Origin of the sequence: Intestinimonas sp. RTP31139st1_F5_RTP31139_211217 (assembly GCF_040226735.1) — a bacterium.
Classification (GTDB): domain Bacteria; phylum Bacillota; class Clostridia; order Oscillospirales; family Oscillospiraceae; genus Intestinimonas; species Intestinimonas butyriciproducens.
In genome coordinates, this window is record NZ_JBCOAQ010000030.1 from 7,384 (window position 1) to 21,767 (window position 14,384).

The 14,384-nt window shown below is 60.2% G+C and carries 12 protein-coding genes and 1 tRNA gene; 6 read left to right on the plus strand and 7 right to left on the minus strand.

Going from position 1 to position 14,384, the window contains the following annotated elements; all coding sequences use genetic code 11:
* Nucleotides 1–144: 144 nt before the first annotated feature.
* The 6 genes from ABUA09_RS14380 to ABUA09_RS14405 all read right to left on the minus strand — a co-directional run bounded on the left by ABUA09_RS14380 (nucleotide 145) and on the right by ABUA09_RS14405 (nucleotide 6,006).
* Nucleotides 145–846 (minus strand): response regulator transcription factor, encoded by a 702-nt coding sequence (locus ABUA09_RS14380; RefSeq protein ID WP_058118220.1) that lies wholly within the window; start codon nucleotides 844–846, stop codon nucleotides 145–147.
* An 86-nt stretch (nucleotides 847–932) separates the two neighbouring features.
* Nucleotides 933–1,652: a PDDEXK family nuclease gene (locus ABUA09_RS14385; RefSeq protein ID WP_058118219.1), complete on the minus strand. Its 720-nt coding sequence runs from the start codon at nucleotides 1,650–1,652 to the stop codon at nucleotides 933–935.
* A gap of 12 nt (nucleotides 1,653–1,664) precedes the next feature.
* Nucleotides 1,665–3,059, minus strand: coding sequence for a MocR-like pyridoxine biosynthesis transcription factor PdxR (gene pdxR, locus ABUA09_RS14390; protein WP_195608733.1), 1,395 nt, complete (start codon nucleotides 3,057–3,059; stop codon nucleotides 1,665–1,667).
* Nucleotides 3,060–3,217: 158 nt separating this feature from the next.
* The gene (locus ABUA09_RS14395) at nucleotides 3,218–4,069 is read right to left on the minus strand and encodes a 3-hydroxybutyryl-CoA dehydrogenase (protein WP_058118784.1); all 852 of its coding nucleotides are present in this window, start codon (nucleotides 4,067–4,069) and stop codon (nucleotides 3,218–3,220) included.
* A gap of 89 nt (nucleotides 4,070–4,158) precedes the next feature.
* Nucleotides 4,159–4,935 carry an enoyl-CoA hydratase-related protein gene (locus ABUA09_RS14400; protein WP_033118609.1) on the minus strand — a complete coding sequence of 259 codons (777 nt, stop codon included), beginning with the start codon at nucleotides 4,933–4,935 and terminating at the stop codon, nucleotides 4,159–4,161.
* A gap of 360 nt (nucleotides 4,936–5,295) precedes the next feature.
* A complete protein-coding gene (locus ABUA09_RS14405) occupies nucleotides 5,296–6,006 on the minus strand; it encodes a DUF554 domain-containing protein (RefSeq protein ID WP_058118217.1) in 711 nt (236 codons plus the stop codon).
* Between the two features lie 159 nt (nucleotides 6,007–6,165).
* Between ABUA09_RS14405 and ABUA09_RS14410 the strand changes: the two genes are divergently transcribed.
* Nucleotides 6,166–7,710 (plus strand): putative polysaccharide biosynthesis protein, encoded by a 1,545-nt coding sequence (locus tag ABUA09_RS14410; RefSeq protein ID WP_227152053.1) that lies wholly within the window; start codon nucleotides 6,166–6,168, stop codon nucleotides 7,708–7,710.
* Between the two features lie 98 nt (nucleotides 7,711–7,808).
* Nucleotides 7,809–8,567, plus strand: coding sequence for an SDR family NAD(P)-dependent oxidoreductase (locus ABUA09_RS14415; RefSeq protein WP_279203617.1), 759 nt, complete (start codon nucleotides 7,809–7,811; stop codon nucleotides 8,565–8,567).
* Between the two features lie 98 nt (nucleotides 8,568–8,665).
* On the opposite strand, the gene ABUA09_RS14420 is transcribed toward ABUA09_RS14415, so the two are convergent.
* Nucleotides 8,666–9,505 carry a pyridoxamine kinase gene (locus ABUA09_RS14420; protein ID WP_195608356.1) on the minus strand — a complete coding sequence of 280 codons (840 nt, stop codon included), beginning with the start codon at nucleotides 9,503–9,505 and terminating at the stop codon, nucleotides 8,666–8,668.
* Nucleotides 9,506–9,716: 211 nt separating this feature from the next.
* On the opposite strand from ABUA09_RS14420, the gene ABUA09_RS14425 reads away from it, so the two are divergent.
* From ABUA09_RS14425 to ABUA09_RS14440, 4 genes are all read left to right on the plus strand, one after another.
* Nucleotides 9,717–9,801: transfer RNA gene (locus ABUA09_RS14425), tRNA-Leu, on the plus strand.
* Between the two features lie 298 nt (nucleotides 9,802–10,099).
* Nucleotides 10,100–10,711 (plus strand): TetR/AcrR family transcriptional regulator, encoded by a 612-nt coding sequence (locus ABUA09_RS14430; RefSeq protein ID WP_033118330.1) that lies wholly within the window; start codon nucleotides 10,100–10,102, stop codon nucleotides 10,709–10,711.
* A 71-nt stretch (nucleotides 10,712–10,782) separates the two neighbouring features.
* A complete protein-coding gene (locus ABUA09_RS14435; protein WP_279202526.1) occupies nucleotides 10,783–12,555 on the plus strand; it encodes an ABC transporter ATP-binding protein in 1,773 nt (590 codons plus the stop codon).
* Nucleotide 12,556: 1 nt separating this feature from the next.
* Nucleotides 12,557–14,290 carry an ABC transporter ATP-binding protein gene (locus ABUA09_RS14440; protein WP_208319683.1) on the plus strand — a complete coding sequence of 578 codons (1,734 nt, stop codon included), beginning with the start codon at nucleotides 12,557–12,559 and terminating at the stop codon, nucleotides 14,288–14,290.
* The last annotated feature ends 94 nt before the right edge of the window (nucleotides 14,291–14,384 follow it).

Here is a 14,384-nt window from a genome sequence, read left to right on the forward strand (position 1 = left end):
CGCCGGAAGAGGGCTGTGTTCTGATAGTCGGCCTGGAACGCGTCCTGGGGGCTGTAGCCGCCGGGAAGAAGCACCGCCCCGGCAAACACCGCGCCGGCGAGCCCCACCAGCAAAAGGTCCACCCCCAGTACCAGGGCCAGCAGACTAAGTCTTTTTTTCCATCTTGTAACCAATTCCCCACACCACCTTCAGATATTCCGGCTGCCTGGGATTGAGCTCGATCTTTTCCCGAATCCGGCGGATATGGACCATCACGGTGTTCTCGGGGGCATAGCACTCCCCCTCCCACACCCGGCGGTAGATCTCCTCGGCCGGAAAAATGCGTCCCAGGTTCCGCATCAGCAGGTCCACGATCCGGGTCTCGGTGGCGGTGAGGCGCACCGGCTCTCCGTCGGCGGCCAGCACCAGATCCCCGGGGCGGTAGACGAGCCGCCCGTTGACGATCTCGTCCTGCCGGGCCTCTCCGTGGACATCCCCCAGTCGGGTGTACCGCCGGAGCTGACTGCGGACCCGGGCCGCCAGCTCCTGGGGGCTGAAGGGCTTGGTCACATAGTCGTCCGCGCCTACCGAGAGGCCCAGGATCTTGTCCGTCTCCTCGCTGCGGGCGGAGAGGACGATGATGGGCAGATTCCGCCTGTCCCGGATCCGCATGACGGCGGAGAGGCCGTCCAGCCGAGGCATCATCACGTCGATGAGCAGCAGCTGCACCGCCGGGTCCATGACCCGGTCCAGGGCCTCCATACCGTTGTAGGCCCTGATTACCCGATAGCCCTCTTTCTCCAGCAGGATGGCGATGGCGCCCACGATCTCCCGGTCGTCATCCACCACTAAAATGGTCTCATGCATGGTCGAACCCTCCCAAAGCCGGTCTTTAGCATAGCAGGAAACTCTTACGGACCCGGCGACAAAATTCTTACAGATCTCTTACAGCATCAGTAGGAATAGCAGCTGAGCACCAGTTCGCGCAGCTGTGTCAGGTCCCCGCCCGGCATCCGGAACTGACGTTCCCTCAGGTGCTCCAGCACAAGATCGTTGAGGCTGTGATAGGTGTAATAGGTGACATGCGGGCGGCAGAGCGCGCCAGGCAGAGCTTTTTCCGTGACGCCGATCAGAATGGGGTCCTGAAACATCCGGGCGTAGCGCTCCAACTGTGGCGTGGGGTCCGCGTCCCCCAGTTTGAGCTCGAAGAGGACCGCGCGGTCCCCCTCCATGGCCAGAAGATCGACCCGGCCCCCGTCGGGCAGTAAGTACTCCTGACCCAGCAGACGGTATGTGGGGAAGAGGTCGGAAAAGCTGTCCATCATCCGGACCTGGAGTTGGCGCTCAGAGTAGCGGCGGTAGGTCCCCATGGGCAGGAAATAGGCATAGGGCAGGAGCATCTTCTGAAGAGAAAGAATGGAGAAGTCCCCAAAACGTCCCCGAAAAAAATCCAGCAGGGAGAGGATCGCCTTGAGCTCGAGGGGGTAATAGCAGGTGCCGCACCGCTGGGCCACCTCCTGAAAGAGCTGCTCGAACGCCGGCTCCGGGGGCAGCCGGTGCAGGAAGCTCCACACGGGGAGAGCGATGCAGTCCCGATGTGCGGCAGACATGCCGGGGACGCCGTGGGCAAAGAAATGGAGCAGGTCCCCGGAGAGAACAGACCAGCCTTCCATAGCCACCCCTCCTTATAGCCAGGCGCGCTGGAGGCGGCGAAAGGCAGAAATCATATCCGCCACCTTGAGACGGGCGTATCCCATGACCAGGGTGGGAGGCGCGTCGGGCGGCGGCGGAGTGAGACAGCAGTCGGAGAGCGGGTACACCGCCACCCCGTATTCCGCCGCCCGGCGGACCAGCGTCTCCTCACTGAGACCGTTTTCCATGCGCAGGAGCATGTGGAGCCCGGCATCCGCCCCGGACAGGGTCCCGGGGATGCCGAAGTCACGGACGCAGGCGGCCAGAGCGGCCTTGCGGTCCCGGTACTCCACCCGCATCCGGGCGATGTGACGCTCGAAATGCCCTCCCTCCAGGAAGCGGGAGAGGGTGTACTGCTCAAAGGAGGGGACCGTAGAGGAGTAGAAGAGAAAATCGCGACGGTAGCGCTCCGCCAGATGGGGGGGCAACACCATATAGCCGATGCGCAGGGAGGGGGCCAGACTCTTGGCAAAGGTATTGAGGTATACCACTCTCTCCCCGCCGTCCAGACTCTGGAGGGCGGGGATGGGACGACCGGAAAAGCGGAACTCGCTGTCGTAATCGTCTTCAATGATGTACCGCTCCGGGATCTCGGCAGCCCAGGAGAGGAGCTCACGCCGCCGCCCCACGGGCATGACAGTGCCCAGGGGATAGTGGTGGGAGGGGGTCACGTGGACCACCCTGGCGCCGGACCAGCGCAGGGCATCCACACGCAGCCCCTGGTCGTCCAGCGGAATGGGGCAGACCAGGGCCCCCTGATGGGCCAGAATACGGCTCACCTTCAGGTAACCGGGGTCCTCCACTGCGTACCCTCCTTCACGGCCCAGGAGCTGAAAGAGAATGCCGATGAGATACTCCGAACCGGCTCCCACCACCACCTGATCGGGGTTGGCGGTGATGCCCCGGAAATCATGGAGATATTGGACGATGGCCGCCCGCAGGGCAGGGACGCCCTGGGGCTCGATGGCGGAAAGAAGTCCGCTGTCCTCCCGGGTGAGCACTTGGCGCATCAGCTTGGCCCAGGTGGAAAAGGGAAAATGGACGGCGTCCACAGCGTTGGTGGCAAAATCATACTCCGGAACGGGGGCGGCCGCCTCCTCCGCAACAGGCACGGAGGGCGCCTGTTGGGCTGGGGGTGAGGCGATCTCCAGAGGCGAGACAAAAAAGCCGCGCTTGGGTTCGGAGCGGATATAGCCCTCGGCCAGAAGCTGGCCATAGGCACCCTCCACCGTCACCACGCTCACCTTGAGGTGGGCGGAGAGGGCGCGCTTGGAGGGCAGCTTTTCACCGGCTATCAGGGAGCCGGACTCGATGTCGCGGCGGAGCTGGAGATAGAGCTGTTCATAGAGCGGGCGGCCCAGCGAGGGGTCCAGTACGGGCGTCAGCATGGTCGGCCTCCAATCTGACCTTGTAAGAATAAAGAAGGATCTTATGGGGAATAAGGTCAGATTTGATTATACCGGAGGGAGGCGGCGGATGCAAGGCCGGGACAAAAAATCCGCCCCCTCCATAACAGAGGGGGCGGATATCGGACATAGAGAAGGATTTACTTCTTGGAGTAGTCGTAGAAGCCCTTGCCGGTCTTGCGGCCGAGGTAGCCGGCGCGGACCATCTTGCGGAGGAGGAGAGAGGCGCGATACTTGGAGTCGCCGGTCTCCTGGTAGAGCACGTCCATGATGGCGAGGCAGACGTCCAGGCCGATGAGGTCGCCCAGCTCGAGGGGGCCCATGGGGTGGTTGGCGCCCAGCTTCATGGCCTTGTCCACGCCCTCGACGGAGGCGACGCCGGTGTAGACGAGGTCGATGCCCTCGTTGACCAGGGGGATGAGGATCTTGTTGACGACGAAGCCCGGGGCCTCGTTGACCTCGACGGGCTCCTTGCCGAGCTCGGAGGCGAGTGCGGCGATGGTGGAGTAAGTCTCGTCGGAGGTTTTGGCGCCGCGGATGACCTCCACCAGCTTCATGACGGTGGCGGGGTTAAAGAAGTGCATGCCGATGACCTGCTCGGGGCGCTTGGTGACGGCGCCGATCTCGGTGATGGAGATGGAGGAGGTGTTGGAGGCCAGGATGGTCTCGGGCTTGCAGATGCCGTCCAGGTCGGTGAAGATGCCCTTCTTGATGGTGGGGTTCTCAGTGGCGGCCTCGATGACCAGGTCGGCGTCGGCGGCCAGGTTCAGGTCGGTGGTGAAGCTCATGTGGGCCAGGATGTCGGCCTTCTTGGCCTCGTCCATCTTGCCCTTGGCCACCAGCTTGTCCAGGCTCTTGTTCAGGCGGGCCTCGTTGGCCTTGAGGATCTCGTCGCTGATGTCGCGGACGACCACGTCAAAGCTCTTCTTGGCAAAGACCTGGGCGATATCCAGCCCCATGGTGCCGCTGCCGATGACTACGATCTTTTTCATAATAGCATACCCCTTTTCATTTTTATGTAGATCCTGCAAAATCATATTCCAGACCTGATCGTCCGGACGTGCGATGACGGGAGACACGGTTATTTGTTTTTGAAGTGCTTTTCAGCGCGCTTCTCCAGGAACGCGCCCATGCCCTCATCCTTGTCCTCCGTGCCGCAGCAGACGCCGAAAGCCTCGGCCTCGAAAGCGGAGCCGGTGGAGATATCGGTCTGCATGCCCATGCGGATGCAGCGCTTGGACTCCTGCACGGCGATCTGGGCGTTGGCGCAGATGGCATTGGCCAGTTCCAGAGCCTTGGGCATCAGCTCCTCGGGGGGATAGACCTCACTGACCAGACCGATGGCCTTGGCCTCGGCGGCGCCGATGACCTTGGCGGTGAGGATCAGCTCCATCGCCTTGGAGATGCCCACGATGCGGGGAAGTCGCTGGGTACCGGCAAAACCGGGGGTGATGCCCAGGCCCACCTCGGGCTGACCAAACTTGGCCTTCTCGCTGGCCAGACGGATGTCGCAGGCCATGCTCAGTTCACAGCCGCCGCCCAGGGCGAAGCCGTTAATCGCGGCGATGACCGGCTTGGCCATGTTCTCCAGCTTCAGGAACACGCCGCCGCCGTGGACGCCGAACTTCTTGCCGTCGGCGGAGGAGAAACCCTTCATTTCGCCGATGTCCGCGCCCGCCACAAAGCTGCGGCCCGCGCCGGTAAGGACGACCACATAGACGTCGTCATTGGCCGCGACCTCGTCGATGGCGGCATCCAGGTCGTTGAGAACCTGGCTGTTGAGGGCGTTGAGGGCCTCCTGACGGTCAATGGTCAGAATCCCCACATGGCCCTGCTGCTCAACTTTGACAAATCCCATACTTTGCTGCCTCCTTATGTTGCGTTTTTACGCTTTCCCATCCGGATTTTTGCATCTATAAGTATAGTCTCTTTCCCCTCTATGCGCAAGAGGCAAAAAGGGAAAATCTTCGTTCCGAAACCCGGAGACATGCCAAAGCAAAGTTCTTTTTTTTAAGGAATTCACGGGTGGTAGTACCAATTCAAAAGATTTTTTGAACATCTGACCCGCCAAATCCGGAAATGAAAACTTTTTGTGAATTGCATAAAAAAACTGGAGAAGGGCTCTGAATCCTGTGAATTCCACGCAAAACACCGGCGAGCAAGGGCGGACCCGGCGGGAGGGAGAAAGACGTTCCGACAATCGGAACGATATGGGCAATCAGATCGGCAGGCTGGAGAGCAGAGATTCGACCGGGAGGTACAGCAGCGGTAGGAAAATGGCGGGGAGCATGTTGCCCACACGGATCTTTCCCTTGCCCAGCCCCAGCATGTTGACGGCGATGCCCATGATGATGGTGCCGCCTACAGCGCTCATCTCCGTGATGGCGGCCGGGTCGAGGAAGGGACCCACGCAGGAGAAGAGAAGTGTGAGGCCGCCTTGGTAGAGGAGGAGGGGGACGACGGAGAAGGCCACGCCCAGCCCCATAGCGGAGGCGAATGTGATGGCGGTAACGCCGTCGATGACCCCCTTGGAGATCAGGATGTCGTATTTGCCCTGGATGCCCGCCTCCATGGAGCCCATGATGGCCATGGAGCCCACGCAGAAGAGGACGGAGGCGGTGACGAAGCCCTCGGTGAAGCGGGTGTTCCCACCTCCATGGACCAGCTTTTTCCGCAGCACCTCGCCCACGGAGTCCAGGCGGTCTTCGATCCGCAGAGCCTCTCCCAGGATGGTGCCCAGCACCATGCACACGATGACACACAGGGTGTTCTCCGTCCCCACGGCGGAGGAGATGCCGATACCCAGGACGCACAGGCCCAGGGCGTGGGTGAGGATGGAGTGAAAACGCGCCCCGATATGGTCCTTGAAGAGCATGCCCAGCAGGCTGCCCAACAGGACGAGAGCGGCGTTGATGAATGTGGCCGGCATGAAAAAGACTCCTTTCCGTCGACTGAAAACGTGGTTCTGCGTTATCATACCACGGGTACCCTGCCGCTGTAAAGCGTTGAAACAAAGGCGGGGAAAGCCTGTCTCCCCACATGTTTCGGGTACGCGGAGAATATGTATTTTGGGAAAGGGGGCGCTCTTTTGAAACTTGACCGCACGTCCATGCTCTATGGGACCCTGCTGCTGACGGCCACCGGGCTGGTGAACCAGCTCCTGGGGTTCTTTTACCGTATTCTGCTCTCACGGCTCATCGGCTCGGAGGTCATGGGGCTCTATCAGCTCATCATGCCGGTCTATTCCGTCCTCCTCTCCGTCACCGCGGTGGGTCTTACGGCGGCGGTATCCACACTTACCTCCGAATATCAGGCCCTGGGCAACTGGCGGGCGGCGTGGCAGGTGCTGCGCCGGTGCCTGCTGCTGCTCCTGGGGCTGCTGGCCCTTCCCACGCTTGGAGTCGTCCTTTTCTCCGACCCCATCTCGGTCTACCTCCTGGGGGATGCCCGGACCAGACTGGGGCTGGTGATCCTGCTGCCCTGCATCCTCCTCACCGGAGTGGAGAATCTCCACAAACACGCCTTTTACGGTGCGGGCATGATCCGTCCTCCGGCTTTTACCGAGCTGCTGGAGCAACTGGTACGGACGTGTGCGGTGCTGGGGCTGCTGGTGCTCTTCCTGCCCCAGAATCCGGAGCGGACGGTGGGGCTCATCGTTACGGGCATGGTGATCTGCGAGGTGTTCTCTTCCTGCGCGCTCACCCTCCTGCACCGCCGCTGGCGGCGGGGGATGGATGGTCCGCTGGGGGCGGGAGAGGCGTCCGGCCGCCTGAACCACCGCATTGCCCGCATTGCGCTGCCCATTGCCGCTACCTCCCTGTTGGGGAATCTGATGGGGTCGGTCTGCGCCATTTTGATCCCCCAGAAGCTGGTCCAGGGGGGGATGGAGGTCTCGGCGTCCATCTCGGCCTTCGGCGTCATGTTTGGCATGACCCTGCCTCTGCTGACGCTGCCCACCGCTTTTATCGCCGCGTTGGGGCTGGTGCTGGTCCCAAAGCTGGCCGAGTCCACCGCCCTGAAGCGGCGCGGAGAGGTCCACCGCCGTATCTCCAAGGCCATGCTGGGGACATCGGTGCTCATGCTCCCGGCCATGGCCTTCCTGGTGGTGTTGGGGCCCACCTTGGGCTCCGCCCTCTTCAAAGAGCCCGCCGTGGGAGACTATCTGGCCCCCCTCTCCGTGGGGGTGGCGCTCTCCTGCTATCAGTCGGTGCTCTCCTGTGCGCTCAATGGGGTGGGGCGTCAGCCCGCCGCCGCCCGGAACGCCTTGCTGTGCGGGGCGGTAGAGCTGGTCGTCGTCTTTTTTACGGTGGGCGTACCCGGCGTGGGGCTCCTGGGTTATGTGTGGGCCTTTCTCATCAGTTCTCTGCTGGGAGTGGTGCTGGGCATGGCCTCCCTCCACCGGGCGACCGGCCTGCGTCCTCAACTCTTCCTGTGGGTGACGGCGCCCGGACTGGCTGCGCTTCTGGCGGGGCTGGTGATCAATCTCCTGTTTGCCATCCTCCAGGACAGGGGGCTCGCCGCGCTCCATGCGGCGGTGGTCTGCCTGGTCTTTGGAGGCGTGCTGTATCTGGCGGCGCTCCATGCCCAGGGGGTACGCGTCCGGGAGCTGTTCCGGCTGAGAGCGGGGGAATAAAAGGGGCGGAGGCTTGGAAAAGCTGTGAGTACTGTAGTATAATACACCCACGACGACCTGTCAGGGCCGTTACCCGATACAAAAGGAGGCGCTGCGCCATGAAGGCGCTGGTTACCGGAGCAAGCTCCGGGATAGGAAGAGATATCGCCCGGGTCCTGGCTGCACGCGGCTGTGACCTCGTGCTGACCGCCCGGCGGGAGGAGCGGCTGAGGGCACTGGCCTCAGAGTTGAGTATGGTGCGGGTCACGATTCTCCCGGCGGACCTCTCCAGCCGGGAGGGGTGTCAGGCCCTGTACCGGGCGGCACAGGGCGAGAACATCGATATCCTGGTGAACAATGCCGGACTGGGCCTCTTCGGCCCCTTTGACGAGACTGACCTGGAGGCAGAGCTGGGGATGCTGGATGTGAATATCATCGCCGTGCATATGCTTATGAAGCTGTTTCTCCCGGATCTGGAGGCCAAGGGTCGGGGATACATCCTGAATGTAGCGTCCTCGGCAGCCTTTCTGCCTGGACCGCTGCTCTCTTCCTACTACGCCTCCAAGGCCTATGTGCTCCGACTGTCTGAGGCGGTGGCCGAGGAGCTGCGCCGGGCGGGGAGCGGAGTGAGGATTAGTGTGCTGTGCCCCGGCCCCGTGCAGACGGAATTCGACCAGGTGGCCGACGTGTGCTTTTCCGCGCCCAGCCTGAGCAGCAGGCGGGTGGCGGAGTGCGCGGTGAACGGCATGTTTCGGGGAAAGCCGGTCATTGTGCCCGGGGCCCGGATGAAAGCGGTCCGTCTGGCCCAGCGTCTGGTGCCGGACCGCCTCCTGGCACGGATCTGCTGGCACGTCCAGCGGAAGAAAAGCGGCACATGAGGGCGCCTCGTATGCAGGCATGCACAGCGGGGCGCTGCCGCCCAACGGCAAAATAAGCCCGCGCCCGGAGCAAGATCGCTCGGGGCGCGGGCTTATTTTTACACCAGTTCTTTCAGAAGCGGCTCGAACTGCACGCCGTCCAGCACGGGGGTCCCTGCCGCAAGAGTGCGGGAGACGCACTTCTGGATAAAATCCACTGCCCGGGCAGTGGCGTCGGCCAGCGTCTCGCCCCGGAGGGAGGCGCCCAGCAGCACTGAGGCGAAGAGATCGCCGGTGCCGGAGAATTCGCCGTGCTCCTGCCGAGCCATGGCAAAGCGGATCTTGCCGCTGCCGCGGTCAAAGCAGCCGGCGCCCACGGTCCCGGGGGCGAAGCTGACTCCGGTGATCACCACCGAGCGCCGGCCCTCCAGGGAGAGGCGGGTGAGCCATCGCTCCATGCCGGCCTGTCCGGTGGGGACGCTGGAGTAGTCCTCGCCCAACAGGATGGCGGCCTCGGTGAGGTTGGGGGTGATGAGGTCTGCACCGGCGGCCAGTTCTCCCATTAGGCGGCACATCTCAGGGGTATAGGTACGATAGACCTTTCCATGGTCCCCCATCACCGGGTCCACCAGGACAAGGGTCTCCTTCCGGCGGAACTCGGAGAGGAGGCGGTGGAGGATGCCGATCTGCCGTTCGGAGCCCAGAAAGCCGCTGTAGATGGCGTCGAAGCTCACATGGAGCTTCCGCCAGTGCAGGAGCATCCGTTCCATCTCGTCGGTGAGATCCAGAAAGGTGGCTAGGTGTGAGGCGGGGAAGGCGGTGTGTGCGGAGAGCACCGCCGTAGGCAGCGGACAGCACTGCGCGCCCATAGCGGAGAGCACGGGCAGAGCCACGGTGAGTGAGCACCGGCCCAGGCCGGACATGTCATGGACGGCTGCGACTCTCGGCGTAAGATTCATATGCGTTCCTCCAACGAAAAAGTGGGGTCTCATTCATGATACCACGTTCGATGTGGCGGCGCAATTGACTTTTTTGTGGGCAGATGGTAGAATAACACCGTATCACTGTTCCGGCAGACACCCTGTGAGGGAATGCAGAAATTGACAGACATGCAGGACCTGGAGGCCGCTGTCTTGCGCTCACGGAGGAGAGCAAAGGGAAATTGAATATGCGCCTGTGATGGAATTGGTAGACATGCGAGATTTAGGTTCTCGTGCAGCAATGCGTGTGGGTTCGAGTCCCTTCAGGCGCACCAAGTCGGAGCAAGCGATATAAAGCTTGCTCCGACTTTTTTCAAAAGTCAGAAGAATCTCTAAGAGCCAAGGTTTTTGAAAAAACGATTCTGGAAAATATTGGGGCAATTGAGACTCAAAATCAAGTATCTATGATAAATAGCGAAATCATTCAAAAAGCGGAAACAATTTTATGCCCCCACTTTTATTACAGCTTTTACTTTGCGGATGGAAGATACAGCATATTTTGCTTGACAGCGGATGCCGTGCCTGCTATACTATAACAGTGTTATATAACGATGTTATATCGGGGGTGGACCTATGCCCGCCGAGTCGACTTTGACCCGTATCCATCAGGCGGCCAAAGCGGAATTCCTGGAAAAAGGATTTCGCGGAGCCTCCCTGCGGAACATCGTCAAATCCGTGGGAATGACCACGGGGGCTTTCTATGGCTATTACAAAAGCAAAGAGGAACTGTTTGAGGCGCTGGTGGGGGAGCCCCATGATTACCTCATTGGGCGGTTCAAGGATGCCCAGCGGGAGTTTGCCCAACTACCCCACGAGCAGCAGCCGGAGGTGATGGGAGATATCTCCGGGCTTTGCATGTACGATATGCTCCACTATGCCTATGCGCATTTGGAGGAATGTAAGCTGATTCTCTGCTGCTCGGAGGGAACACGGTTTTCGGGCCTGATCGACGAGATGGTGGAGATCGAGGTGGAGAGCACCCACACCTATCTGGCGGTCCTCAACGAGTTGGGGCGCCCCTCCCCCAAAATCGACCCCAAACTGGAACATATCCTGATCACCGGCATGTTTCACACCTTTTTTGAGCTGGTGATCCACGAGATGCCCCTCCGGGATGCGGAAAACTATATCCGGGAAATGCGGGCCTTTTACACCGCCGGATGGATGAAAATTATGGGGCAGTGATGCCCTGTAATTTTTGCCCATAAGTTAGCTACAGCTAACTACAAAAAATGTGACCCAAAGGAGGAATTCGTTTGAAAAAGCAATCCAACTTGTCGCGTCTGCTGCAAATAGCGGGGAACCACAAATACCTGACCCGGGCCTCATGGGTACTGTCGGCTGTGAGCGCCCTGATCGCGCTGGTGCCCTACTATTATATCTGGCTGGTGATGAAGGAGGTGCTGGAAACCGCACCGGCTTTCAGTCGCGCCCGGAACCTGCCCCACAACGGCTGGATGGCGGTATTGTTCGCGGTGATTGCGGTACTGGTCTACATTGCGGGGCTCATGTGTTCTCATCTGGGCGCCTTCCGCATTGCTACCAACCTGCGCATTCAGGCGATGGAGCACATTGTCAAGCTCCCGCTTGGACTTGCCGAGCGCATCGGCAGCGGCAAGCTGCGGAAGATCGTCAACGAGTCCAGCGCGGCAACGGAGACCTACTTGGCCCACCAGCTCCCCGACCGGGCGGGCGCCATCGCCACCCCCTGTGGCCTGCTGGTGCTGCTGTTCGTCTTTGACTGGCGGCTGGGGCTCCTGAGTCTGGCACCGGTCTTGCTGGGCTTTCTCATCATGATGACCATGACCGGCTCCCGGATGCAGCAGAAAATGAAGGAATACCAGAACGCCCTGGATGATATGTCCAATGAGGCGGTGGAGTATGTCCGAGGCATCCCCGTCGTCAAGACCTTTGGACAGACCATCTTCTCCTTTAAGAAGTTCAAGGGATCCATTGACCGGTATAAGACATGGGTAATCGCTTATACCAAGGAGCTGCGCACCCCCATGATGCTCTATACGGCGGCCATCAACGGCGTATTCGCCTTTCTGATCGCAGGCGGTCTGCTGCTGACGCAAAAGGGTGTCACGCCGGAATTCCTGCTCAATCTAATATTCTACATCATCATCACCCCCATCATCTCGGTCGCCCTGACGAAAATCATGTTCCAGAGCGAAAACGCCATGATCGTGGACGATGCCCTCCAGAGAATCGACAGCGTACTGAATCTGGACCCGCTGAAAGAAACGGACCATCCCCAGCACCCCGAGAACGGATCGGTAGAGCTGCAAAATGTCTCATTCAGCTACGACGGAGAAAAGGATGTGCTGAAAGGCGTCTCCCTCTCCATTCCTGCCGGACGGACGGTGGCCCTTGTAGGGCCGTCCGGTGGAGGCAAGACCACCCTGGCAAACTTGATCTCCCGTTTCTTTGATCCTCAGAGCGGTGTGGTGAAGATCGGCGGTGTGGACGTACGGAGTATCCCCAAGGAAGAGCTGATGGACACCGTCGCCTTTGTATTCCAGAACAGCCGCCTGATCAAGGCCTCTATATTGGAAAATGTGCGAATGGGAAAGCCGGACGCCACCCGGGAGGAAATTCTGGCCGCCCTGCAAAACGCCCAGTGCGACGATATCATTGAAAAACTGCCCAACGGCGTGGACACCGTCATCGGCACAAAGGGCGTCTACCTCTCCGGCGGAGAGCAGCAGCGCATCGCCATCGCCCGGGTGATGTTGAAAAACGCGCCCGTCCTTATTTTGGACGAGGCCACCGCCTTTGCCGACCCGGACAATGAGACCAGGGTGCAGGCCGCGCTTGCCAACCTGTCCAGAGGGAAGACCGTTATCATGATCGCCCACCGACTCTCCACGGTGGTGGGTGTGGACAAAATCTATGTAGTGAAGGACGGACAGATTGCAGAGAGCGGTTCCAGCCGGGAACTGCTGGCGCAGGGCGGCCTGTTCAGCCGGATGTGGCAAAACTATCAGACTTCCGTTCGGTGGAAGGTCGCAAAGGAGGTACAATAAGATGATCCAGCGTCTGCAAAAACGATATGCGCTCTCTGAACAGGGTGCAAAGGATTTGATCAAGGGTTGCCTTGCCTGCGTCCTGCAAAATATCTCCTTCATGTTCCCCGTGGGACTTCTGTACTGCCTGGTCAGCGATCTGATGAAGGGCGGCGTCCCGAACGGGCGGATTGCCTTTTATATCATTGGCTGCGTAGTCTGTGTGGGACTGATTCTGCTCGCCACGTACTTCCAATATAATGCCACCTATTTTGCCACCTATACGGAAAGCGGCGTGCGCCGGATCACCTTGGCGGAGCGGCTGCGGAAGATTCCGCTGTCTTTCTTCGGGAAAAAGGATCTGGCCGACCTGACCAGCACCATTATGGCAGACTGCACCTTTCTGGAGCAGAGCTTTTCCCACTTCATTCCGGAGCTGGCCGGGTCCATGATCTCCACTCTGCTGATTGCCGTGAGCCTTTTTTCCTATGACTGGCGCATGGCGTTGGCGGCGCTGTGGGTAATGCCGGTATCCTTTGCCGTCGTAGGTTTTTCGGCCAAGGTGCAGGAGAGGTTCAACCAGAAGGCCATGGACGCGAAAATGGCATGTGCCGACGGAATCCAGGAGTGCATGGAGGCGGTACAAGACTTAAAAGCCAACAACGCCGAAACGGAGTATCTGAAGGGGCTGGAGAAGAAAATCCGTGCCGTGGAGCGGCGTTCTATCATCAATGAATTTGGCCTGGCGGCCTTTGTAGTGTCCGCCTCTCTCATTTTGAAGCTGGGCATCGCCACCGTTGCACTGGTGGGCGCGGTCCTGTTGATGCAGGGCAGTCTGGATGTGCTGACCTTCTTTCTGTTCTTGCTGGTGGTGTCCCGGCTGTACGACCCTTTGCAGGGCGCCCTGCAGAATCTGGCGGCGGTGATCAGCACCCGAACCAATATTGCCCGGATGAATGAAATCCTTGACCATCCTATCCAGCAGGGGGAAAATCAGCTCTCCAACCAGGGCTATGACATTTCGTTTGATCATGTGGGCTTTGCCTACAATGCCGGAGAGCGCGTTTTGAAGGACGTCTCCTTCAACGCGAAGCAGGGAGAAGTGACAGCGCTGGTGGGCCCCTCCGGAGGAGGAAAAACCACGGTTTCCCGCCTGGCCGCACGATTCTGGGACGTAAGCCGCGGCAGGATCACGGTAGGCGGTATGGACATCTCCAAAATCGACCCGGAAACCCTGCTCTCGCTCTATTCCATCGTGTTTCAGGATGTCACCCTGTTTGACAACACCATTCTGGAAAATATCCGCATCGGCAACAAGGACGCCACTGACGAAGCCGTGTTGGCGGCGGCGCGGCTTGCCAATGTGGATGAGTTCGCCGAGAAGCTGCCCGACAAGTGGAATACCAACATCGGAGAAAATGGCTGCGAGCTCTCCGGGGGCGAGCGTCAGCGCATTTCCATTGCGCGGGCTTTTCTCAAAAACGCGCCCATCATTCTGCTGGACGAGGCCACTGCTTCTCTCGATGTGGAAAATGAGACGCTGATCCAAAACGCCCTCTCCCGCCTGATCCAGGAGAAAACCGTGCTGGTCATCGCCCACCGGATGCGCACGGTAGCCGGAGCCGACAAGATCGTGGTGCTCTCCGGCGGCACGGTGGCAGAGGAGGGGAAACCGGATGCGCTGCTGTCGCAAGGCGGCATTTACGCCCATATGGTAAAGCTCCAGACGGAGAGCCAGAGCTGGACGCTGGCCTGACGGGAGGAGAATAAAGGCCGAGCGGGAATCCCGAAAGGATCCATACGGGGCCGCCCGGATTGCTAAGACCCGGAAGAAGGACACGACATTGTCG

Bases quoted from the DNA above. Each gene is read 5' to 3' on its own strand.
- pdxR (WP_195608733.1), bottom strand. From the start codon at position 3,059: ATGCTGACGCCCGTACTGGACCCCTCGCTGGGCCGCCCGCTCTATGAA.
- ABUA09_RS14440 (WP_208319683.1), top strand. From the start codon at position 12,557: ATGATCCAGCGTCTGCAAAAACGATATGCGCTCTCTGAACAGGGTGCA.
- ABUA09_RS14380 (WP_058118220.1), bottom strand. From the start codon at position 846: ATGCATGAGACCATTTTAGTGGTGGATGACGACCGGGAGATCGTGGGC.
- ABUA09_RS14420 (WP_195608356.1), bottom strand. From the start codon at position 9,505: ATGAATCTTACGCCGAGAGTCGCAGCCGTCCATGACATGTCCGGCCTG.
- ABUA09_RS14415 (WP_279203617.1), top strand. From the start codon at position 7,809: ATGAAGGCGCTGGTTACCGGAGCAAGCTCCGGGATAGGAAGAGATATC.
- ABUA09_RS14395 (WP_058118784.1), bottom strand. From the start codon at position 4,069: ATGAAAAAGATCGTAGTCATCGGCAGCGGCACCATGGGGCTGGATATC.
- ABUA09_RS14385 (WP_058118219.1), bottom strand. From the start codon at position 1,652: ATGGAAGGCTGGTCTGTTCTCTCCGGGGACCTGCTCCATTTCTTTGCC.
- ABUA09_RS14430 (WP_033118330.1), top strand. From the start codon at position 10,100: ATGCCCGCCGAGTCGACTTTGACCCGTATCCATCAGGCGGCCAAAGCG.
- ABUA09_RS14400 (WP_033118609.1), bottom strand. From the start codon at position 4,935: ATGGGATTTGTCAAAGTTGAGCAGCAGGGCCATGTGGGGATTCTGACC.
- ABUA09_RS14405 (WP_058118217.1), bottom strand. From the start codon at position 6,006: ATGCCGGCCACATTCATCAACGCCGCTCTCGTCCTGTTGGGCAGCCTG.